This is a genomic window from Cellulomonas timonensis, assembly GCF_900046455.1.
Taxonomy (GTDB): domain Bacteria; phylum Actinomycetota; class Actinomycetes; order Actinomycetales; family Cellulomonadaceae; genus Cellulomonas_A; species Cellulomonas_A timonensis.
The window spans coordinates 195,213-215,344 of the sequence record NZ_FCOT01000009.1; the positions used below are offsets into that span (position 1 = coordinate 195,213).

Consider the following 20,132-nt stretch of genomic DNA (forward strand, 5'->3'; position numbering starts at 1 on the left):
AGGTGATCCTCGCTTACACCTCCGCCGACGTCCGTGCCGCCGAGGAGCCGCTGCTGGCCGCTGGGCTCCCGCTGATGGACCGCGCGGCGCACGCGCTCGCCACGCGCGTCCTCGGGCTGCTGCGCGAGCAGCGGGGCCAGGTCCGTGGCGCGATCGTGGTGGTGATCGCGGGCGCCGGCTCGAACGGCGGCGACGCGCTGCACGCCGGAGCCCTGCTGGCCCGACGGGGCGTGGCGGTCACGGCCCTGCTGACGGCGGCCCGCGCGCACGAGGGCGGGCTGGCGGCGTTGCGGTCGGCCGGGGGCCGGGTGCTCCGGGTGGCTGAGGGCGGCGCCGGCGATCACGGGACGGGTGACCCGGTGTGGGCGGGCGAGGCCGTGGCCACGGCCTACGCCGCCGACGTCATCCTCGACGGGGTGCTGGGCATCGGCGCGTCCGGGGCGGTGCGCGGCCCCGCCGCCGAGGTGCTCACGCTGCTCCACGAGCTGCTGGCGGATGAGCGGGCGGGCGGGCAGGTCGCCGCTCCGCTGGTCGTTGCGGTGGACACCCCGAGCGGCATCGACGTGGACAGCGGCGCGATCCCGCGCGCGGAACGCGGCGACCGGGCGGACCGGTCCGAGCATGGCGACCCCCGGGGGCCGGTGCTCCCCGCCGACCTCACCGTGACGTTCGGCGCGGCGAAGGCAGGGCTGCTGCTGCCGCCGAGCAGCCTGCACGCGGGCCAGGTCGACGTGGTGGACATCGGTCTCGACCTGTCCGGGGTGCGCCCGGTGGTCGCGCGCCTCGAGCCGGCGGATGTCGCCGCGCTCTGGCCGACGCCCGCGCCGGACGCGCATAAGTACTCCCGGGGCGTGCTGGGCGTCGTGGCCGGGACCCCGGCCTATCCGGGCGCGGCGGTGCTCACGGTGTGCGCCGCGATCCGCGCCGGGGTCGGGATGGTGCGCTACCAGGGCTCGCCGGGGGTCAGCGCCACGGTGCTGTCCACCTGCCCCGAGGTGGTCGCGGGCGACGGACGGGTGCAGGCCTGGACCCTCGGGCCGGGCATCGACCCCGGCGACAGCGCCCAGGCGGAGCGGGTGCACGCCGCACTCGCCGCGGTGCTGGCCCAGGAGCAGCCCGCGGTGGTCGACGCGGGCGCGCTGAGCCTCGTGCCGAACCGGCTGGCCCCGTGGGTGGTGCTGACGCCGCATGCGGGTGAGCTCGCCGCGCTGCTGAGCGCCCAGGGCGAGGATGTGGACCGCGCTCAGGTGGAGGCCGAGCCGCTGCGCTGGGCCCGCCGCGCGCATGAGCTCACCGCGGCGACGGTGCTGCTCAAGGGCCCGACGACGCTGGTGGTGGGGGCGGGCGGCGCGGTGTACTCGCAGGCCGACGCGCCCGCGTGGCTCGCGACGGCCGGCGCCGGGGACGTGCTCGCCGGGCTGCTGGGCGCGATGCTGGCCGGCCGGTCCGCCGACGTGCTGGCCGACCCGTCGCTGGTGGCCGCATTGGGCGCCGCGGCGGCCCTGGTGCACGGGCGCGCGGCGCATCGGGCCAACCCGGGCGGCCCCGTGTCAGCGACTGCTGTGGCGGAGGCGATCCCCGGGACGGTCGCCGAGTTGTTGCGCGGCTGAGGGGCAGGCGCCGCAGGGCCGCGGGCCGGCCCACGTGACGAGCACCGCAGGCGCCTCGTGCCGCGCGGGGAGGACGCGGTGGGAGACTGGGCGGGTGAGCTCCTTCCCCGCTCGTGCCGTCGTCGACCTCGCTGCCATCCGCGCCAACGTGCGGTCCCTGGCCGCCCACGCGCCGACGGCGCAGGTGCTGGCCGTGGTCAAGGCCGACGCCTATGGCCATGGCCTGCTGCCCGTCGCCCGCGCCGCCGTCGACGCGGGCGCGACATGGCTCGGGGTGGCCCAGCTCGGCGAAGCGCTGGAACTGCGCGCCGGCGGGGTCGCCACGCGCCTGCTGACCTGGCTGTACGCGCCGGGGGCGCCGCTGGCCCAGGCGGTGGCGGCGGATGTGGACCTGTCGGTCGCCGCGCCCTGGGCGCTGGACGAGGTGGTGGCTGCGGCGCGGGCGGTGGGGCGGCCCGCGCGCGTGCACCTCAAGGTCGACACCGGCCTGGGCCGGAACGGGCTGACGCCCGCGCAGTTCCCCGACGTGCTCGACGCCGCGCTGCGCGCCGAGGCCGAGGGCGCGGTGCAGGTGGTGGGCCTCTGGTCGCACCTGGCCTTCGCCGACGAGCCCGACCACCCGGCGGTGCGCGCCCAGGCTGTCGTCTTCGCCGAGGCGCTCGCGCTGGTCGAGGGCCGCGGCGCCCGGCTCGAGGTGCGCCACCTGGCCAACTCGGCGGCCACGCTGACGGCCCCGGGGCTGCACTACGACCTGGTGCGCCCGGGGATCGCCGTCTACGGGCTCTCGCCGGTGCCGCAGCTCGGCGGCCCAGCCGACTTCGGGCTGATCCCGGCGATGACGCTGGAGGCCGAGCTCGTGACCGTCAAGGAGGTGCCCGCCGGGCAGGGCGTCTCCTACGCGCACGCCTATGTGACGCCGGGGACGACGACGCTGGGCGTGGTGCCACTGGGGTACGCGGACGGCGTGCCCCGGCATGCCTCCGGCTCGGCGGACCGGCCGGGCGGGCCGTTGCTCGTGGGCGGGCGACGGCTGTCTGTGGCCGGGCGGGTGTGCATGGACCAGGTCGTCGTCGACCTGGGCCCCGGCGCCCAGGACCGTGCGGGGGACAGGGTCGAGCTGTTCGGCACGGGGGCCGGAGGCGGCCCCACGGCGCAGGACTGGGCTGACGCCGCCGGGACGATCAGCTACGAGATCGTGACCCGGGTGGGTGGACGCGTGCCCCGCGTCCACGTCGACTCGGCAGGTGACAAGGCCTCAGCACGTGACAAGGCCGTGGCCGAGCCCCAGGTAGAAGGAGCAGCACGATGACGGTGGTGCAGCAGGTCCAGCTCGAGCTGCCCGACGCCGAGGCGACGCGCGCCTTCGGCCATGCCCTGCCGCGCGTGCTGCGCGCAGGCGACCTGGTGGTCCTCACCGGGGACCTGGGCGCGGGCAAGACGACGCTGACCCAGGGGATCGGGGCGGGACTGCGGGTGCGGGGCCAGGTGGCGTCGCCCACCTTCGTCATCGCCCGCGTGCACCCGCCCCTGCCCGATGCGGAGGCTCCCGGGCCGGCGCTGGTGCATGTCGACGCCTACCGGCTCGGCTCCCTCGAGGAGGTCGACGCCCTCGACCTCGACGCGAGCCTCGACGAGTCCGTCACGGTGGTCGAGTGGGGCGAGGGCCTGGTCGAGGGCCTCGCCGTCGACCGCCTCGAGGTGGCGCTGCGCCGCCCGCGCGGCGGGGAGCTCCCGCTGGACCTGGAGGACGCCGCCACAGGCGTCCGAGTGGCCACCCTCACGGCCGTGGGGGAGCGCTGGGCGGGCGTCGAGCTGCCCTCCTGACCTCGACGGTTCCCGTCTGGGGGCGTCGAGGTGGCAACCTGGTCCTGTGCCTGTCATCGCCCTCGACACCTCCGCCGCAGTAGCCGTCTCCCTGACCGACGACGCGGGCCGGACGCTCGCGTCCCGCGCCGTGCCCGAGCAGCGTCGCCATGCCGAGCTCCTGGCCCCGATGATCGTCGACGTGCTCGCCGACGCGGGCCTGGACCGCGGCGACGTGACGGCCGTGGTGGTCGGCACGGGACCGGCTCCGTTCACGGGCCTGCGGGTGGGCCTCGTCACCGCCCGGACCCTCGCCCTCGCGCTCGGCGTCCCGGTGCACGGGGTGAGCAGCCTGGACGCGCTCGCGGTCGGCGCGGCCCGCGAGCTGGGCCTCGCGCCCGGGACGGAGCTGCTGGCCGCTGCCGACGCGCGCCGCCGCGAGGTCTACGCCGCCCGCTACCGCGTGCTCGAGCCCCAGCACGACGCACCCGATGCCGGCCCGCTCGTCGAGCTGGTGGCGGGCCCGGTGGTCGACAGCGCGCAGGCCGTCGCGGCGTCGATCGGCCAGGACGTCCTCGCCGTCGGCGCCGGGGCGTCGCTCTACCCCGAGCACCTCGCCGCCGCACCCGGGGCGCCCGCGCATCCCGACCCCGCCGACCTGGCCCGGCTCGCGCTGGCCCGGCTCGCCGCCGGCGCCGAGAGCCTGCCCACCGAGCCGCTGTACCTGCGCCGGCCCGACGTGGTCCCGCCCGCGGAGCGGAAGCGCGCCTCGGCGTGACCATCGCCGTGCTCATCCGGCTCCTGGGCGGCGACGACCTGCCCGAGCTGGCGCGGATGGAACAGGAGCTGTTCGGTCCGGGCGCGTGGTCCAGCGCCTCCCTCGCCGAGGAGCTGCAGGGGCCCGGCCGGTGGTACATCGGCGCCGAGGACGCGGCCACCGGCGCGCTGATCGGCTACGCGGGCCTCTGGTTCGACGGCTTCGACGCCCAGGTGATGACGATCGGCACCGACGTCGCCCACCAGGGCGCCGGCGTGGGTACGGTGATGCTGGACGCGCTCGTGGCGCACGCCCGGGAACTGGGCGCCGGGAACGTCCTGCTCGAGGTGCGGGTCGACAACGACCCCGCGCTGCGGCTGTACGAGCGGGCCGGCTTCCGCCGCATGGGCCGCCGCCGGGGGTACTACCAGCCAGAGAACGTGGACGCGTGGACGATGAGCCTGCCGCTGCGATGACGCCGCCGGCGCGAGCTGAAGGAGTGACGATGGGTTCCGAGACGATCGATCGCCGTGCAGCGGAGCCAGACCGTGCGGATGTGCTGGTTGACGCCCAGGAGCTGATCGACCTGCTGGGCCAGGCCTCGGACAGGGGCCCGATCGCCCCGGTGCTGCTCGACGTGCGCTGGCAGATGGGCCGCTCGGACGGCCATGAGCAGTACCTGGCGGGACACCTGCCCGGCGCCGTCTACGTCGACCTGGACACCGAGCTGTCCTCCGTCGCGAGCCCGCAGCAGGGCCGTCACCCGCTGCCCGACGTGGCCGACCTGCAGGCCGCCGCCCGCCGGTGGGGGGTGCGCGGCGGTGTGCCCGTGGTGGTCTACGACGCGATCGGCGGCATGTCCGCGGCCCGGGCGTGGTGGCTGCTGCGCTGGGCTGGCGTGGCCGACGTGCGGCTGTTGGACGGCGGCCTGGACGCCTGGCGGGCCGCCGGTGGCCGCCTGGACGTCGGCGAGGTCGTCGCCCGGCCTGGCGACGTCATGCTCGAGGCCGGAGCCCTGGCGACGATCGGGCCGGATGAGGCCGCCCTGCTCGCGCGGGAGGGTCTGCTGCTCGACGCGCGCGCCGCTGAGCGGTTCCGGGGCGACGTCGAGCCGGTGGACCCGCGCGCCGGGCACATCCCCGGCGCCGTGTCGGCTCCGACGTCGGGGAACCTGGACGAGGCGGGCCGGTTCCTGCCCACGGCCGCGCTGGCCGAGCGCTTCGCCGGGCTCGGCGCCGCCGCCGGTGGCCCGGTGGGCGTGTACTGCGGCTCGGGGGTGACGGCGGCGCACCAGGTGGCGGCGCTGGCCGCCGTGGGCGTCGACGCGGCGCTGTACCCCGGCTCCTGGTCACAGTGGTCGAGCGATCCCGCCCGGCCCGTCGCGACGGGCGACGGGGCCGCCGCCGGCTGAGGCCTGCGGCCACCGCCTCGGCGCTCATGCCGTCACAGGGTCTGGGAGACCTGCTCGTAGGACAGGCGCGCGGCGCGGGGGTACGGAGTCCCGCCATCCGCCGCGTGGCCGACGTTGACGACGAGCAGCGTCTGCCAGCCGTTGTCGGCGAAGAACTCGGCGTCGATGCCGGCGGCGTCCATGCCGCCCATCGGGCCGGCGTCGAGGCCTGCGGCGCGCAGCCCGACGATCAGGTAGCCGACCTGCAGGAGCGCGTTGGTGCGGGCCATCTGCATGCGCTGCTCGGCGGCGGGCTCGAGGGCGTCGACCATGCCGGGCAGGTGCGGGGCGAGCACGGGCAGGGGCTGGTGGAACGCCGGGTCGGCGGCGAGCACGAGCGTGACAGGCGCGTCGAGGACCCGCTGGCGGTTCCCCTCGGCCATGTGCGCGGCCAGGCGCTCGCGGGCGTCGCGCTCGCGGACCACCAGCAGGCGCAGCGGCAGGGGGTTCATGGCCGTGGGGCCCCACTTGACCAGGTCGTAGACCGCGGCGAGCTGCTCGTCGGTGACCTCTTCGTCGGTGAACTGCCCGACGGAGCGCGCCGTGCGGAACAGCAGGTCGGCGATGTCGTCCGGGACGGCGAGGTGGTCGGTGTGGGGAGTCAGGGTCTCGAGAGTCACGATGCGTGAACCGGGGGCCGCCCGATTACCTTCCACGTGGAAGGTATGACTCCCGCCACACTCTGGCCGCGCGCGCAGGTGTCGGCACAGGTCACGGGGGGCGCGCTTGAGCCTGTGCGCGGGCAGCCCTTCCGGCGCGCCTATCCTGAACCCCATGAGTGAGCCCCTCGTCCTCGGGATCGAGACCTCCTGCGACGAGACCGGCGTGGCCCTCGTCCGCGGGCATGAGCTGCTGATCGACTCGGTGGCGAGCTCGATGGACGAGCACGCCCGGTTCGGCGGCATCATCCCCGAGATCGCCTCACGCGCCCACCTCGAGGCCATGGCGCCCACGCTGCGCCGCGCCCTCGACGGCGCCGGAGTCGAGCTCGGCGACATCGACGCGATCGCCGTGACGGCCGGCCCCGGGCTCGTCGGCCCCCTCACCGTCGGCGCCTCGGCCGCCAAGGCCCTCGCCGTCGGGCTCGGCAAGCCGCTCTACGGCGTCAACCACGTCATCGGCCACGCCGCCGTCGACGAGCTCGTCGACGGCCCGTTCCCCGACCGCGTCATGGCCCTGGTGGTCTCGGGCGGCCACTCGAGCCTGCTGCTGGTGGACGACATCGTCACGGGCATCACCGAACTCGGATCGACGCTCGACGACGCCGCGGGGGAGGCCTTCGACAAGGTGGGGCGGCTGCTCGGCCTGCCGTACCCCGGCGGTCCGCACATCGACCGCCTGGCGCGTGAGGGCGACCCCGAGGCCATCCGCTTCCCGCGCGGGCTCACCGCTCCCAAGGACCAGGCCGCCCACGCGTACGACTTCTCGTTCTCCGGCCTCAAGACAGCCGTCGCGCGGTGGGTCGAGGCCCGCCAGGACGCCGGCCAGGAGATCCCGCTGGCTGACGTCGCGGCCTCCTTCGCCGCGGCCGTCGCTGACGTCCTCACCGCCAAGACCATCGCCGCCTGCCAGCGGCACGACGTGTCGACGCTGGTCATCGGGGGCGGGTTCTCCGCGAACTCCCAGCTCCGCGAGATGGCGGCTGCCCGCTGCGCCGCCGCCGGGATCGATCTGCGGATCCCCCCGATCCGCTACTGCACGGACAACGGCGCGATGATCGCCGCGCTGGGGGCCGCAGTGGTCCGCCGTGGCCTCCCGCCGTCGCCGCTGGACCTGCCCGTCGACTCGTCGATGCCGCTCACGCAGGTGCTCGTCTAGCCGTTCGCGTCAGGCGAGCAGCCGCACCGTGAACCGCATGACGGCGAGCGTCGCGCCGAGGATCTGCCCGGTCAGGGACTCGGGGAGCGAGTCGCCGACCCACTCGGGGAGCGCGAAGTCGTCGCCGCCGCTCAGGCGGCCGGCCGCGGCGCCGGCCACGGCGATCCAGCCGAATCCGACCAGCGCCCAGGTGCCCACGAGCGCCGCGCGGCTGCGACGGTCGCGCTTGGCGGGACTGTCGTGGCGGTCGGTCGGACGGCTCATGCGGGGCTCCTGCGCTGAAGGATCGCTCGACGCGGTCGGAGCCACTGTCGGAGCGGGCGCCGGCATCGACTGCCTGCGGCTGTGGGCAGCCTAGCGTCAAGCCGACCGCGTCAGCAGTGCGTTTCACACCTCTTCGGCGCCTGGGTCGGGGGGTCGGCTGCGCGCTGGGGGTCAGAGTGGCCGGCCGGCGCGCATTTCCGCGATCAGGCTCGTGACCACGGCGTCGAGCTCGCCGCCGTGCCGTCGGGCCGCCGCGCGTTGCCGCTGGTAGGAGGCCCCGCGGCGCAGGATCACGTGCACGGCGTCGAGCTCGGCCGCGCAGCCGAGCCGTTCGGCGACGGGCGCGAGCTCGGCCAGCAGGCTGCGGACCGCGTCGGTGACGAGCTCCTCGTCGCCTGCCGCGTTCACGATGATGATGGCATCCATGCCGTACCGGGCCGAGCGCCACTTGTTCTCCTGCGCGAACCACGCGGGGATGGTGGGCAGCTCCTCGCCGCGGTCGAGCATCGTCGAGAAGTGCTCCACGAGGCAGTGCGTCAGGGCGGCGAGCGCGGAGACCTCGAGCGGGTTGGACGGGCTGTCGCAGATGCGGGTCTCGAGCGTGCCGAACCGCGGCGAGGGGCGCACATCCCAGCGGACCTCGTCGAACTGGTCGATGACGCCGGTGTGCAGCATGTCGCCGACATACCCCTCGAGCTCCGCCCAGTGCTCGAACGGGAACGGCAGCCCGGCCGTGGGGAGCTGCTGGAACATCAGCGCGCGGTTCGAGGCGTAGCCGGTGTCGCGCCCGCCCCAGAACGGCGAGGCCGCCGACAACGACTGCAGGTGCGCGAAGTAGGTGAGCATGGCCCGCGCGATGGGCAACACCTTGGCGCGGTCCTCGATGCCGACGTGCACGTGCAGCCCGTAGATGACCATCTGCCGGCCCCACCACTGGGTCCGGTCGATGAGCGTCGCGTAACGCTGCTTGTCGGTGACCTTCTGCTGGGCCCAGCGCGCGAAGGGGTGGGCGCCGCTGCCCATGAGCTCGACGCGCAGCGGGTCGGTGACGCCGCGCACCTCGGTGATGGCGCGCTCGAGGTCGGCGGTGGCCTGCCCCACGGACCCGCACACCCCCGAGACCACCTCGACGGTGTTGAGCAGCAGCTCCTGGCGGATTGCCGGGTGGTCGCCGCCGTGGTCGGGGCGCACCGCGTCGAGCACCGCCTGGGCGACCTGCCGCAGGTCCCCGGAGTCCTGGTCGACGAGCGCGAGCTCCCACTCGACGCCGAGGCTGGACCGCGCCGAGTGCGCGAACGGCAGCTCCACGCGCGCCCTCACACCGGCTCCACGACGAGGACCTGCTGACGCCCGTCGACCCGCGTCAGGATGATCGTGGACTCGGCGGAGCCCCGCAGCGAGAGTTGGGCGCGGAGCTGTTCGGGGACCACGGCGGTGCCGCGCTTCTTGATGGTCAGGCGGCCGACGTCGCGCTCGCGCAGGTAGGTGCGCAGCCGCTTGAGGCCGAAGGGCAGGGTGTCCAGCACGCGGTAGGCCGTCGCCGTCGGGGTCGGGCGCAGCACGTCGGAGGTGACGTAGGCGATGGTGCGGTCCACCAGGCGGCCCTGCACCGCCGTGGCCACGTCGGCGACGAGCCCGGCCCTGATCACGGCGCCGTCGGGCTCGTAGAGGTACCCGCCCACCGGTCCGACCGGCGGGGCGGCGGGGCCGTCGACGCCGCTGCGCAGCACATGGGCGCCGTCGGGCCGCAGCACGAGCGCGCTGCGGCCGGGGCCGTCGGGCGCGAGCGGGCCGAACCACAGCCCGAGTTCGACGACATCGCCGTCGACGGAGACCCACTGCGCCTCGGCGTCGTCGGGCAAGGCGGAGTGCGGCACGCCCGGGCCGAGCTTGAGGCCGAGGGCGGGGACCCGGGCGCGCAGCCCGAGCACGGCGTCGAGCGAGGGCTCGTAGGCCGCGGGGTCGAACACCCGGCTGCCGGAGGACGTGCGCCGGGCGGGGTCGGCGTAGACGCCGTCGACCCCCTCGGCCTCGAGGTCCACGGCCAGCCCGTCGCCGTGCCGCACCTCGGCCTCGGGGAAATGGCGCAGGTTCACCGTGGCGACTGACGCGCTGACCTCGTCGAGGTCGACGGCGAGGACGTCGAGGCCGACCCCGGCGAAGGCCATCGAGTCTGCGCCGACGCCGCAGGTCAGGTCGGCCACCTTGGACACCCCGGCGGCGGTGTAGCGGCGCGCGTGGTGGGCGGCGACGGTGAGCCGGGTGGCCTGCTCCAGACCGGCGGGGGTGAAGAGCATGCCCTCGGCGAAGTCGCCGAACTTGGCGTGGGCCTTGGCGCGCAGGCGGGACTGGGTCAACGCCGCGGCGATGAGCTCCGGGTCGAGGCCCTCACGCCGCAGCCGCTCCGAGAGGGCCATGGCGCGACGCTCGTCGTACGGTGGGAGTGCGCTGAGCAGCGCCCAGCCGGTCGGGCTGAGGAGCTTGGTGAGACCGGCGGCGTCCATGCCGTCGATCCTTTCACGCTGCGACGCGGGGATCCGGCGCATGCGGGGACGCCCGTTCCGCAGCGAGGCAAGATTGGCACTCGCCTTGACCGAGTGCTAACCGGTTCCTAGAGTGAACCGTGGCGACGCCCCCTGGGCGGCGTCTACCGCAGAGGCTGACTCTCCGACACCCGCGACGGCGGTGGGTCTGCGCAGCGGCGTCCGACATCACTGAAGAACTCACAAGTGAAGGGGAGGTCCGCGTGTCGGTCTCCATCAAGCCTCTCGAGGACCGGATCGTCGTCAAGACGCTCGAGGCAGAGCAGACGACTGCCTCGGGTCTGGTCATTCCGGACAGTGCCAAGGAAAAGCCGCAGGAGGGCGAGGTCCTCGCTGTCGGCCCCGGCCGCATCGACGACAACGGCAACCGTGTGCCGCTCGACGTCGCGGTCGGCGACAAGGTCATCTACAGCAAGTACGGCGGCACCGAGGTCAAGTACTCGGGCGAGGAGTACCTCATCCTCTCCGCGCGCGACATCCTCGCGATCGTCGAGAAGTGAGCTGAGGCCGGCTGAGCCGGCCTGAGCGCACGACGAAGCCCCTCCCGGCCTGGCCGAGAGGGGCTTCGTCGTGTCTGAGGGAGACGGCCGTGCTGTCGGGCAGCTCGCGCTGCCGACTGTGAGGCGAGGTCAGATGGCCTTGCGCGAGGGGCGGGCCAGGATGGCGGCGCGCTCGTCCTCGGACAGGCCGCCCCAGACGCCATACGGCTCGCGCACGGCGAGCGACTGCTCGCGGCACTCCTGGAGCACAGGGCAGGTGGCGCAGATCGCCTTGGCGGCCTCCGCGCGTCGGCGTCGCGCAGATCCGCGCTCGCCCTCCGGATGGAAGAACAGGTTCTCGTCCGCGTCGCGGCAGGCGCCTTCGAACTGCCACTCCCACAGGTCCATCACGGGTCCGGGCAAACGCGAGATCTCGGCCATCGGTCCTCCTCGACTGGTTGCCGGGCCAGTGGCGGCGATGCGCCTGGCCCGACCGCACATGACGTTCGGTCAACAAGTTGTTCACTTCGTACGGATCGAGACGTTACAACCGCGCCAGAAGTTGTTCAAGCCCCTGTCGCAACCGTTTCACCCGGATGGCGGCGTTCCGCCGTTCGGTCGAACGACCTGGACGCGCGTTGGCAACCGCGCCACACCCTGTGCACAATCGGGTCATGGCGACCGACGGACCCCCCTCGGCGCCCACGCCGATCGCGGCGTCCGCCGGAGATGGGCCAGCCCTCACCGTGGCGGCCGTGGCGCGTCGGCTGGGCGTGGCGCCAGCGACGTTGCGCACCTGGGACCGCAGGTACGGGCTCGGCCCATCCGAGCACTCCGCGGGCTCCCACCGCCGATACACCGCCGACGACGTGGCGCGGCTGCTCGTGATGCGCGGCCTCACGCTCGACGGCGTGGCTCCCTCCGAGGCGGCCCGGGTGGCCCTCGAGTCTGACATCCGCGCCGACGAGGTCGAGCCCTCCCGTCGGCGCCTCGTCTCCGTGGGCGGCGGCGGGGCCGGAGCCCACGACAGCTCCCATGCGACCCCCACCCTGGTGATCGACGCCGCGCTGCGCGGTGACGAGGACGCCTGCCGACGGCTCCTCGCGCCCCCCGAGAAAGACGACTACGAGCGCTGGTGGGCAGGGCTCGTGGAGCCGGCCCGCGCCGGGCTCGTGGCGCGCACCGTCTTGGCCCGCCCGGGGGAGGACGCCGACGCGCTGGTCGTCGAGGCCGTCCTCGCCGGGCTGCGCGCCCGCACGGCTCCCCTCGCGCGCGCCCACGTGGCCGGCCGCCGCGTCGTGCTGCTCATGGCGGCGCCGGACGAGCCGCGCCCGCTGGTGCTGCACGTGCTGGGCGCCGCGCTCGCCGCGCATGGCGTGGACGCCCGGATCGTGGCGGGCCCCGTCGAGCAGCACCGGATCATCGAGATCGCCGCGATGACCCGCCCGGCCGCCGCGGCGATGGTCAGCGAGCTCGCCGATCCCGAGCTGGCGGCGGGCGCCGCGCTCGCCGACGCACAGCCCGACGTGCCCCAGTTCATCGTCCTCGCCGACGACGCCGCGGCGCGCTCGCTCCCGCTCGGGCGATCGGTGCACCGGGCCCGGACCTTCGCCGGAGTGCTGGCCGAGGTGCTCGCGGTGAGCGCTTGAGCCGCAAGCCTGGCTGATCGCCCAAGCCGGGCGCCGACGACGCATCCTGACGTCTGGGGCCTTTCACCCGCACTGTGGTCTAACGTTGCGCCACGCCGCGTCGATAAGGACTGGTGACAGCGCGCGAGACTCGCGGGCGGCAAGGGAGGGTCCGATGGCTGGAGTCGTGGTCTGTCACGGCTCGACCGTGGTGCGCGAGCGCCTGGTGCTGACCGCCCTCGGAGTCCCGTCGCTCGCCCCGGTCCGCTCCGCCGAGACGGCCGAGGAGCTCACCGCGCTCGCGCGGCGCATCCCGCCCACGGTGGTCCTGCTCGACGCGCACCTGCCCGGGCCTGGGCCGGTCGAGGCAATCCGCCGGCTGCGGAGCATCGCCCCGACCGCCACGATCGTGATGCTCGCGGTGCCGGGGGACGAGATCGCGCTCGACCGGGCGATCTCCTTGGGCGCCCGCGGCTTCCTGGCGCCCGACGTGGGCCGCGCGGAGCTGTCGGCTGTCGCCGCCCATGTGCTCGCCAGCCCGTCCGTCGCCGCCACCGGCGCCCCGACCGCGATGCGGGCCGAGGCGACGGTCGACCACGTGGACGCCCCCACACAGCGGGGTGGCCTCGAGGAGGTCGCGCTGACCAAGCGCGAGGTCGAGGTGCTCATCGGCATGAGCAACGGCCGCTCGAACGCCCAGATCGGCGCCGAGCTGTTCCTCTCCGAGGACACCGTCAAGACGCACGCGCGCCGGCTGTTCCGCAAGCTCGGCGCCGCCGACCGCGCGCAGGCCGTCGCGATCGGCCTGCGCCGGGGCCTCATCCGCTGATCTGACGCGCCCGGGGCTCTGTCCTGGGGGGTCTTCGTGGCCCCATCGCGGCGACGTATCATCGACGGATGACCGACCTCGGAACCCCCGGATCCTCTGTCCCATCCGACCCGTTCGGGCGGATCGGTCTGACCTATGACGACGTCCTCCTGCTCCCCGGCGAGACCGACGTCATCCCCAGCGAGGTCGACACCACGACCCGGTTGACGCGCGAGATCTCCATCGCGCTCCCGCTCGTCTCGGCGGCGATGGACACCGTCACCGAGGCCCGCATGGCCATCGCGATGGCCCGCCAGGGCGGCATCGGCATCCTGCACCGCAACCTGTCGATCGAGGCGCAGGCGCATCAGGTGGACCTGGTCAAGCGCTCCGAGTCGGGGATGATCACCGACCCCGTCACGATCGGGCCCGACGCGACCCTGGCGCAGCTCGACGAGCTGTGCGGCAAGTACCGGGTCTCCGGCCTGCCCGTCGTCGACCACAAGCAGCACCTGCTCGGCATCATCACCAACCGCGACCTGCGGTTCGTGCCGCCGGAGGAGTTCGCGACGCGGCTCGTGCGCGACACGATGACGTCGATGCCGCTGGTCACCGCGCCGGTGGGCATCGCGCGCGACGACGCCGCCGGGCTCCTCGCCAAGCACAAGGTCGAGAAGCTCCCGCTGGTGGACGCCGCCGGCGTGCTGCAGGGCCTCATCACCGTCAAGGACTTCGTGAAGTCGGAGCAGTACCCGTCGGCCACCAAGGACGGCGAGGGCCGCCTGGTGGTCGGCGCGGCCGTCGGGTTCTTCGGCGACGCGTGGGAGCGGGTCATCGCGCTGGTCGAGGCGGGTGTCGACGTGCTCGTGGTCGACACGGCCAACGGCCACGCGCGGCTCATGCTCGACATGGTGCGCCGGCTCAAGAAGGACCCCGCGACGCGGGACGTCCAGGTCATCGGCGGCAACATCGCCACCCGTGAGGGCGCCCAGGCGCTCGTGGACGCCGGCGTCGACGCGATCAAGGTGGGCGTGGGCCCGGGCTCGATCTGCACCACGCGCGTGGTGGCGGGCGTCGGCGTGCCGCAGGTGACCGCGATCTACGAGGCGTCGCTGGCGGCGAAGCCCGCGGGCGTCCCGGTGATCGGCGACGGCGGCCTGCAGTACTCGGGCGACATCGCCAAGGCGCTCGTCGCGGGCGCGGACAGCGTCATGCTCGGCGGGCTGCTCGCCGGCTGCGACGAGTCGCCCGGCGACCTCGTCTTCGTCAACGGCAAGCAGTTCAAGCGCTACCGGGGCATGGCCTCGCTCGGCGCGATGCAGTCCCGCGGCGACCGCCGCTCGTACTCCAAGGACCGCTACTTCCAGGGCGACCTCTCGGACGACGAGATCATCACCGAGGGCATCGAGGGCCAGGTGCCCTACCGGGGCCCGCTCGCGGCCGTCGCGCACCAGCTCGTGGGCGGCCTGCACCAGTCGATGTTCTACGTCGGCGCGCGCACCGTCCCGCAGCTCCACGAGCGCGGCAAGTTCGTCCGGATCACCCCGGCCGGGCTCAAGGAGTCGCACCCGCACGACGTGCAGATGGTCTCCGAGGCCCCGAACTACTCGAGCCGCTGACCGCGTGACCGATCGGCTGACCGCGTGACCGATCGGCTGACCGGCCCGCCTGCCGGTCAGCCGACGGGCAGCGGGACCGTCGAGGCGGCGTCGCTGCGGCGCGCGAGCCACTGCGGCTCCGGGCCGGGGCCCGTCAGCCCACGGCCCTGCCGCCATGCGGTGAGGTGCTCGGCCCAGACCCGGTGGGCCTCGGCCTGGTAGCCGTGCAGCGCGGCCAGGTCGAGCGCCGCCAGGTGCGGGAAGCGGGCGACGATCTTGTCGAGCACGTCGAGCGTGGCCACCACGTCGACGTCGGCGGTGTGCAGGGTCCCGGGGTCGACCACCTCGTAGTGCCCGCACAGGTCCACGAGCTTGCGCTTGCCCTTGCGGTAGCGGTCCTCGTGGCGGTCCAGCACGAGCGGGTCGATCACCGGCATGGTGTCGCGCCCGGTCCGCTGGGGCAGCGTGGGCAGCCCATGGCGCTCGAGCTCCGCGTCGAGCAGGCACAGGTCGAAGCTGGCGTTGTAGGCCACGATCGGGATGTCGCGCAGCAGCGCCTCGGCGATGGCGTCGGCGATCTCCTCGAGCGCGACGGCGGGATCGCTGCCGGCGGCGCGCGCCTGCTCGGTGGTGATGCCGTGGATCGCGCTCGCGGCCTCGGGGATCTCGACGCCGGGATTGATCAGCCAGGTCTGGACCTGGGCGCCCGAGGCGTCCCGGCGGACGAGCGCCGCGGTGACGATCCGGTCGGTGTCGACGTCGACGCCGGTGGTCTCGGTGTCGAAGCCGAGCAGCGGTCCGTGGGTCCAGCTCATGTGCGTCCTCCTCGTGTGGCGCGGCCAGCATGCCATCGGCCGCCCACACGCTCGTCCGCCCACCCGCCAGGACGGCGTGTCCCGGGCGCGCCGCTGCCGGGATGCGGGCCGGTCCGCGCGGTGTGAGGGTGATGAGACCCCACCCGAGGAGGCCCCCATGCCATCCCTGACCGGAGCCAATGTCGCGTTCCTCACGAGCATGGCCGGGGTCGAGGACCCCGAGCTCGCCGTGCCGTGGACCGCGGTGCTCGACGCGGGCGGCGCCGCGGTGCTGATCGCGCCGGAGGAGGGCGACGTCGCCACCGTCGCGAACGACCTCGAGCCGGTCGCGGCGTATCCAGTGAACCGGCTGCTCGACGCCGTGGTGGCCGCGGAGTTCGACGCGCTCGTGATCCCCGGCGGCACCGTCAACGCCGACCGGCTGCGCGTGCTCCCGGCGGCGCAGGCGCTGGTGCGGGGGTTCGTCGAGGCGGGCAAGCCCGTCGCGGCCATCTGCCACGGGCCCTGGCTGCTCATCGACGCGGGCGTCGCGGACGGCGCCACGCTCACGTCCTACCCGAGCCTGGCCACAGACCTGCGCAATGCCGGCGCCACGTGGGTCGACGCCGAGGTGTCCGTGTGGCAGGAGCGGGGCTGGCCGCTCGTCACCTCGCGCCGGCCCAGCGACCTGCCGGCGTTCTGCACGATGCTGCTCGAGGTCGTGGCGGAGGCCGTGCGCACCTGAGCGCGCGGGCACGCCGGTAACCTGGTCACCGTGAGCAACGAGATCGAGATCGGACGCGGCAAGCGCGGTCGGCGCGCATACTCCTTCGACGACGTGGCAGTGGTGCCCTCGCGCCGCACGCGCGACCCCGAGGAGGTCTCCGTCGGCTGGCAGATCGACGCGTACCACTTCGACATCCCGGTGGTGGCCGCGCCGATGGACTCGGTGATGAGCCCCGCCACGGCTGTCGCGCTGGGCCGTGCGGGCGGGCTGGGGGTGCTCGACCTCGAGGGCCTGTGGACGCGGTATGAGAGCCCCGAGCCGCTGCTCGCCGAGATCGCGCGGCTCGAGCCGGCGGAGGCGACGGCGCGCATGCAGGAGATGTACGCGGCGCCCATCCAGCCCGAGCTGATCGCGCAGCGGCTCAAGGAGGTCCGGGACGCGGGCGTGACGGTGGCGGGAGCCCTGTCGCCGCAGCGCACCCAGGAGTTCTCCAAGGTCGTCGTGGACGCGGGCGTGGACCTGTTCGTCATCCGCGGCACCACGGTCTCCGCCGAGCACGTCTCCGGCCGGGCCGAGCCGCTCAACCTCAAGCGCTTCATCTACGAGCTGGACGTGCCCGTCATCGTCGGCGGGGCCTCGACCTACACCGCGGCGCTGCACCTGATGCGCACCGGCGCCGCTGGCGTGCTGGTCGGCTTCGGCGGCGGCGCCGCGCACACCACGCGCGTCTCGCTGGGCATCCACGCGCCGATGGCCACCGCCATGGCGGACGTCGCGGCGGCGCGGCGCGACTACCTCGACGAGTCGGGCGGCCGGTACGTGCATGTCATCGCCGATGGCGGCGTCGGCCGCTCGGGCGACCTGGTCAAGGCCATCGCCTGCGGCGCGGACGCGGTCATGCTCGGCGCGGCCCTCGCCCGGGCCACCGAAGCCCCCGGCCAGGGCTGGCACTGGGGCCCCGAGGCGCACCACCCGAAGCTGCCGCGCGGCGAGCGCGTGCGCGTCGGCCAGGCCGGCACGTTCGAGCAGATCCTGTTCGGCCCCGGCCACACGGCCGACGGCACGCTGAACCTCGTCGGCGCGCTGCGCCGCGCGATGGCGATGACGGGCTACTCGGACCTCAAGGAGTTCCAGCGGGTCGAGGTCGTCGTCTCGCCGTACCAGCCGCACTGATCGCGGCGTCGTCGGGAGCGCGGTTCGTCCGCATGGGCCACGCTCCCGACGTAGCCTCGGTGCATGGCGCACGACCCTGACCCCACCCGGCTGATCGACCCCGAGACCGACCCGCTCGCGACGTACGTGCTCGAGCCCGACGACGTGCGCACGCTGCTCGACCGCGTGGTGACGTCGCCCGGGGCCAAGAGCCATACGACGCCCACGCCGTACACCGGCGCGCCGATCGCCGCCATCCCGCTGTCCACAGCGGATGACGTGGCGCGCGCGGTCGTCGACGCCCGACGCGCGCAGCGCCTCTGGGAGCGGACCCCGCTGCGTGAGCGCGCCGCCGTGCTGCTCCGCCTCCACGACCTGGTCCTCGCGCGGCAGGGCGACGTGCTCGACCTCATCCAGGTCGAGAACGGCAAGTCGCGGCAGAGCGCGTACGAGGAGGTCGCCGACGTCGCGATCATCGCCCGCCACTACGCCCACCGCGCCCCGGCCTACCTGGCGCCGCGCCGTGTGCGCGGGCTGCTGCCGGTGCTGACCCGGGTGGACGTGCGCCGCCGCCCGCTCGGCGTGGTCGGCATCGTCGCGCCGTGGAACTACCCGCTGACGCTCACCCTGGGCGACGCGCTCCCCGCACTGGTCGCGGGGAACGCGGTGGTGGTGCGACCCGACCCGCAGACGGCCCTGACGGCCCTGTGGGCGGCCGAGCAGCTCGAGGAGGCCGGACTGCCGCCGGGCGTGCTGCAGGTCGTCGTGGGGGACGGCGGCATCGGCTCCGCGGTGGTCGACCACGTCGACCAGGTGACGTTCACCGGCTCCACGGCCACCGGGCGGCTCGTCGCGGCGCGCGCGGGGGAGCGGCTCATCCCCGCGACGCTCGAGCTCGGCGGCAAGAACCCCATGTACGTCGCCGAGGACGTCGACGTGGAGGTCGCCGCCGAGGGCGCCGTGCGCGCGTGCTTCTCCAACACCGGCCAGCTCTGCATGTCGATCGAGCGCCTGTACGTCCACGAGGAGGTCGCGGACGAGTTCATCGAGGCGTTCGTGCGGCGCACCCGCGCGCTGCGGCTCGGGTCGGGCCTCGACTACGCGTCGGACATGGGGTCGCTGACCTCCGCCGCCCAGCTCGCCCGGGTGGTCGAGCATGTGGAGGACGCCCTCACCCACGGCGCCCGGGTGCTCGCCGGCGGAGTGCACCGCACCGACATCGGGCCGCTGTTCTACGAGCCCACGATCCTCGCCGATGTGGCGCCTCAGGCCCGCGTGTTCCGGGACGAGACGTTCGGCCCGGTGGTGTCGCTGTACCGGGTGGCCTCCGACGACGAGGCAGTCGCCGCGATGAACGACAGCGAGTTCGGGCTCAACGCCAGCGTGTGGACCCGCAGCACGCGCCGCGGCGCCGAGATCGCCCGCCGCGTCCGCTCAGGCACCGTGAACGTCAACGAGGCGTACGTCGCCGGGTGGGGCTCCACCGGCGCCCCGCAGGGCGGCCAGGGGCAGTCCGGGCTGGGCCACCGGCACGGCCCCGAGGGCATCTGGCAGACGACGGCGCAGCAGACCGTCGCGGTGCAGCGCGGCGTGCACGGGGTGCTGGGCGGCCCCGGCATCGGGCTGCACCGGCTGTTCGACCTGGGCGCCGAGCGGTGGACCGAGGTCTACACCGACGTGCTGCGGACGATGAGGGCGCTGGGGCAGCCATGAGCGACGTGCTGGCTGTGAGCAGGCTGCTGGCCGACGCCGGGCTGCCGCCGCTGCCGCCCGCCGTCTCCGGCGTCGTGGCGGGCGCTGTGAGCCGTTCTGAGGCCGTCTACCGGGTCACGCCGGGCTTCCGGCCGGTGGCCCTCGACGTGCACGTGCCCGAGGCCGTCAGCGCGCCGGGCGACGCAGGCCGCGGAGTCCCGCTCGTGGTCTGGGCGCACGGCGGCGGCTGGGAGCAGGGCGACCGCCGCGACACCCCCGGCAACTGGCCCCACGGGTGGCTCTTCGAGGCGTGCGTCGCAGCCGGGCTGGCTGTCGCGACCCTCGACTACCGGCTCTCCGGCGAGGCCGCCTTCCCCGCCGCGTTCGACGACGTGCGGGCCGGTGTGCGCTACCTGCGCGCCGTGGCGCCGGCCCTCGGCGTCGACGGCAGCCGGATCGCCGTCATGGGGGAGAGCGCCGGCGGCCAGCTGGCCGCGCTCCTGGCGCTGGCCGGCACGGGGGTCGACATGGACGGGCTGGACGTGGGCGCGACAGACCCCGCCAGCGGGCCCGTGGGCGAGGTGGGCGACGCGTTCGCCGGGCCCGTGCAGGCCGCGGCGCTGCTCTACCCGCCCACCGACTTCACGCCTGCCGGCGCCCCCATCTCGAGCGCCTTCCCGGAGGCGGAGGGCGGCGCCGACGACCGGATGCTCGGCGGCCCCGCCACCGAGCGGCCAGCCGTCGCGATCGCGGCCTCGCCCGTGACATATGCGCGCCGCGACGCCCCGCCCGTGCTGCTGCTGCATGGCGATGAGGACTCGATCGTGCGGCTCGACCAGAGTGTGCGGCTGCGCGACGCCCTCGTCGCCGCGGGCGCGCGCGACGTGGTCCTGGACGTGGTGCCCGGCGCCGAGCATTGCTTCGAGGGCGTCGACCCCGTGCCGCCGCTGGAGCGCGCGGTGGCCTTCCTCGCGGCCCGCATCGGGGTCTAGGCCGGGACGCACACGAC

21 protein-coding genes are annotated in these 20,132 nt (G+C 74.6%); 15 read left to right on the forward strand and 6 right to left on the reverse strand.

Annotated features, from left to right (window positions below):
- Positions 1 to 2: 2 nt before the first annotated feature.
- From BN3788_RS03030 to BN3788_RS03055, 6 genes are all read left to right on the forward strand, one after another.
- Positions 3 to 1,610 (forward strand): bifunctional ADP-dependent NAD(P)H-hydrate dehydratase/NAD(P)H-hydrate epimerase, encoded by a 1,608-nt coding sequence (locus BN3788_RS03030; protein ID WP_066582377.1) that lies wholly within the window; start codon positions 3 to 5, stop codon positions 1,608 to 1,610.
- Between the two features lie 94 nt (positions 1,611 to 1,704).
- Positions 1,705 to 2,919 carry an alanine racemase gene (gene alr / locus BN3788_RS03035; protein ID WP_066582378.1) on the forward strand — a complete coding sequence of 405 codons (1,215 nt, stop codon included), beginning with the start codon at positions 1,705 to 1,707 and terminating at the stop codon, positions 2,917 to 2,919.
- Positions 2,916 to 3,434: a tRNA (adenosine(37)-N6)-threonylcarbamoyltransferase complex ATPase subunit type 1 TsaE gene (tsaE, locus tag BN3788_RS03040; RefSeq protein WP_066582379.1), complete on the forward strand. Its 519-nt coding sequence runs from the start codon at positions 2,916 to 2,918 to the stop codon at positions 3,432 to 3,434. The genes alr and tsaE overlap by 4 nt, the downstream gene beginning before the upstream one ends.
- A gap of 46 nt (positions 3,435 to 3,480) precedes the next feature.
- Positions 3,481 to 4,191: a tRNA (adenosine(37)-N6)-threonylcarbamoyltransferase complex dimerization subunit type 1 TsaB gene (gene tsaB, locus BN3788_RS03045; protein ID WP_066582380.1), complete on the forward strand. Its 711-nt coding sequence runs from the start codon at positions 3,481 to 3,483 to the stop codon at positions 4,189 to 4,191.
- Positions 4,188 to 4,646, forward strand: coding sequence for a ribosomal protein S18-alanine N-acetyltransferase (gene rimI, locus BN3788_RS03050; RefSeq protein WP_082812526.1), 459 nt, complete (start codon positions 4,188 to 4,190; stop codon positions 4,644 to 4,646). The genes tsaB and rimI overlap by 4 nt, the downstream gene beginning before the upstream one ends.
- 29 nt (positions 4,647 to 4,675) lie before the next feature.
- Positions 4,676 to 5,581, forward strand: coding sequence for a sulfurtransferase (locus BN3788_RS03055; RefSeq protein ID WP_066582381.1), 906 nt, complete (start codon positions 4,676 to 4,678; stop codon positions 5,579 to 5,581).
- A gap of 32 nt (positions 5,582 to 5,613) precedes the next feature.
- Here the strand turns inward: BN3788_RS03055 and BN3788_RS03060 are convergent, their stop codons facing one another.
- Positions 5,614 to 6,240, reverse strand: a complete 627-nt coding sequence (locus BN3788_RS03060; RefSeq protein ID WP_234346455.1) for a malonic semialdehyde reductase — start codon at positions 6,238 to 6,240, stop codon at positions 5,614 to 5,616.
- 154 nt (positions 6,241 to 6,394) lie between these two features.
- Between BN3788_RS03060 and tsaD the strand changes: the two genes are divergently transcribed.
- Complete coding sequence (tsaD, locus tag BN3788_RS03065) at positions 6,395 to 7,438, forward strand: tRNA (adenosine(37)-N6)-threonylcarbamoyltransferase complex transferase subunit TsaD (RefSeq protein ID WP_066582382.1); 1,044 nt, start codon at positions 6,395 to 6,397, stop codon at positions 7,436 to 7,438.
- A gap of 9 nt (positions 7,439 to 7,447) precedes the next feature.
- Here the strand turns inward: tsaD and BN3788_RS03070 are convergent, their stop codons facing one another.
- The 3 genes from BN3788_RS03070 to BN3788_RS03080 all read right to left on the reverse strand — a co-directional run bounded on the left by BN3788_RS03070 (position 7,448) and on the right by BN3788_RS03080 (position 10,206).
- Positions 7,448 to 7,702, reverse strand: coding sequence for a hypothetical protein (locus BN3788_RS03070; RefSeq protein WP_066582383.1), 255 nt, complete (start codon positions 7,700 to 7,702; stop codon positions 7,448 to 7,450).
- Between the two features lie 171 nt (positions 7,703 to 7,873).
- Positions 7,874 to 9,022, reverse strand: a complete 1,149-nt coding sequence (locus BN3788_RS03075; protein ID WP_066582384.1) for a glutamate--cysteine ligase — start codon at positions 9,020 to 9,022, stop codon at positions 7,874 to 7,876.
- Positions 9,019 to 10,206 carry a class I SAM-dependent methyltransferase gene (locus tag BN3788_RS03080; RefSeq protein WP_066582385.1) on the reverse strand — a complete coding sequence of 396 codons (1,188 nt, stop codon included), beginning with the start codon at positions 10,204 to 10,206 and terminating at the stop codon, positions 9,019 to 9,021. The genes BN3788_RS03075 and BN3788_RS03080 overlap by 4 nt, the downstream gene beginning before the upstream one ends.
- Before the next feature lie 242 nt (positions 10,207 to 10,448).
- On the opposite strand from BN3788_RS03080, the gene groES reads away from it, so the two are divergent.
- Entirely contained in the window at positions 10,449 to 10,745 is a 297-nt protein-coding gene (groES, locus tag BN3788_RS03085) for a co-chaperone GroES (RefSeq protein WP_066582386.1), read from the forward strand.
- A 129-nt stretch (positions 10,746 to 10,874) separates the two neighbouring features.
- Here groES and BN3788_RS03090 read toward each other — a convergent pair whose 3' ends face one another.
- Positions 10,875 to 11,165, reverse strand: coding sequence for a WhiB family transcriptional regulator (locus tag BN3788_RS03090; RefSeq protein WP_066582387.1), 291 nt, complete (start codon positions 11,163 to 11,165; stop codon positions 10,875 to 10,877).
- Positions 11,166 to 11,398: 233 nt separating this feature from the next.
- On the opposite strand from BN3788_RS03090, the gene BN3788_RS03095 reads away from it, so the two are divergent.
- The 3 genes from BN3788_RS03095 to guaB all read left to right on the forward strand — a co-directional run bounded on the left by BN3788_RS03095 (position 11,399) and on the right by guaB (position 14,779).
- Positions 11,399 to 12,373 carry a MerR family transcriptional regulator gene (locus BN3788_RS03095; RefSeq protein ID WP_066582489.1) on the forward strand — a complete coding sequence of 325 codons (975 nt, stop codon included), beginning with the start codon at positions 11,399 to 11,401 and terminating at the stop codon, positions 12,371 to 12,373.
- Between the two features lie 154 nt (positions 12,374 to 12,527).
- Positions 12,528 to 13,181 (forward strand): response regulator transcription factor, encoded by a 654-nt coding sequence (locus tag BN3788_RS03100; protein WP_066582388.1) that lies wholly within the window; start codon positions 12,528 to 12,530, stop codon positions 13,179 to 13,181.
- Between the two features lie 68 nt (positions 13,182 to 13,249).
- The gene (gene guaB, locus BN3788_RS03105; protein WP_066582389.1) at positions 13,250 to 14,779 is read left to right on the forward strand and encodes an IMP dehydrogenase; all 1,530 of its coding nucleotides are present in this window, start codon (positions 13,250 to 13,252) and stop codon (positions 14,777 to 14,779) included.
- Between the two features lie 56 nt (positions 14,780 to 14,835).
- On the opposite strand, the gene BN3788_RS03110 is transcribed toward guaB, so the two are convergent.
- The gene (locus BN3788_RS03110) at positions 14,836 to 15,573 is read right to left on the reverse strand and encodes an exonuclease domain-containing protein (RefSeq protein ID WP_066582390.1); all 738 of its coding nucleotides are present in this window, start codon (positions 15,571 to 15,573) and stop codon (positions 14,836 to 14,838) included.
- A gap of 157 nt (positions 15,574 to 15,730) precedes the next feature.
- On the opposite strand from BN3788_RS03110, the gene BN3788_RS03115 reads away from it, so the two are divergent.
- From BN3788_RS03115 to BN3788_RS03130, 4 genes are all read left to right on the forward strand, one after another.
- Positions 15,731 to 16,297: a DJ-1/PfpI family protein gene (locus tag BN3788_RS03115; protein ID WP_066582391.1), complete on the forward strand. Its 567-nt coding sequence runs from the start codon at positions 15,731 to 15,733 to the stop codon at positions 16,295 to 16,297.
- A gap of 30 nt (positions 16,298 to 16,327) precedes the next feature.
- Positions 16,328 to 17,452: a GuaB3 family IMP dehydrogenase-related protein gene (locus BN3788_RS03120; RefSeq protein ID WP_066582392.1), complete on the forward strand. Its 1,125-nt coding sequence runs from the start codon at positions 16,328 to 16,330 to the stop codon at positions 17,450 to 17,452.
- Between the two features lie 63 nt (positions 17,453 to 17,515).
- Positions 17,516 to 19,144 (forward strand): succinic semialdehyde dehydrogenase, encoded by a 1,629-nt coding sequence (locus BN3788_RS03125; RefSeq protein WP_066582393.1) that lies wholly within the window; start codon positions 17,516 to 17,518, stop codon positions 19,142 to 19,144.
- Complete coding sequence (locus BN3788_RS03130; RefSeq protein ID WP_066582394.1) at positions 19,141 to 20,115, forward strand: alpha/beta hydrolase; 975 nt, start codon at positions 19,141 to 19,143, stop codon at positions 20,113 to 20,115. The genes BN3788_RS03125 and BN3788_RS03130 overlap by 4 nt, the downstream gene beginning before the upstream one ends.
- The last annotated feature ends 17 nt before the right edge of the window (positions 20,116 to 20,132 follow it).

Excerpts from the sequence above, each read along its gene's own strand:
- guaB (WP_066582389.1), top strand. The coding sequence starts at position 13,250 with ATGACCGACCTCGGAACCCCCGGATCCTCTGTCCCATCCGACCCGTTC.
- BN3788_RS03130 (WP_066582394.1), top strand. The coding sequence starts at position 19,141 with ATGAGCGACGTGCTGGCTGTGAGCAGGCTGCTGGCCGACGCCGGGCTG.
- BN3788_RS03080 (WP_066582385.1), bottom strand. The coding sequence starts at position 10,206 with ATGGACGCCGCCGGTCTCACCAAGCTCCTCAGCCCGACCGGCTGGGCG.
- tsaD (WP_066582382.1), top strand. The coding sequence starts at position 6,395 with ATGAGTGAGCCCCTCGTCCTCGGGATCGAGACCTCCTGCGACGAGACC.
- BN3788_RS03095 (WP_066582489.1), top strand. The coding sequence starts at position 11,399 with ATGGCGACCGACGGACCCCCCTCGGCGCCCACGCCGATCGCGGCGTCC.
- BN3788_RS03125 (WP_066582393.1), top strand. The coding sequence starts at position 17,516 with ATGGCGCACGACCCTGACCCCACCCGGCTGATCGACCCCGAGACCGAC.
- BN3788_RS03090 (WP_066582387.1), bottom strand. The coding sequence starts at position 11,165 with ATGGCCGAGATCTCGCGTTTGCCCGGACCCGTGATGGACCTGTGGGAG.
- BN3788_RS03115 (WP_066582391.1), top strand. The coding sequence starts at position 15,731 with ATGCCATCCCTGACCGGAGCCAATGTCGCGTTCCTCACGAGCATGGCC.
- tsaE (WP_066582379.1), top strand. The coding sequence starts at position 2,916 with ATGACGGTGGTGCAGCAGGTCCAGCTCGAGCTGCCCGACGCCGAGGCG.
- BN3788_RS03055 (WP_066582381.1), top strand. The coding sequence starts at position 4,676 with ATGGGTTCCGAGACGATCGATCGCCGTGCAGCGGAGCCAGACCGTGCG.
- BN3788_RS03100 (WP_066582388.1), top strand. The coding sequence starts at position 12,528 with ATGGCTGGAGTCGTGGTCTGTCACGGCTCGACCGTGGTGCGCGAGCGC.
- BN3788_RS03110 (WP_066582390.1), bottom strand. The coding sequence starts at position 15,573 with ATGAGCTGGACCCACGGACCGCTGCTCGGCTTCGACACCGAGACCACC.
- BN3788_RS03070 (WP_066582383.1), bottom strand. The coding sequence starts at position 7,702 with ATGAGCCGTCCGACCGACCGCCACGACAGTCCCGCCAAGCGCGACCGT.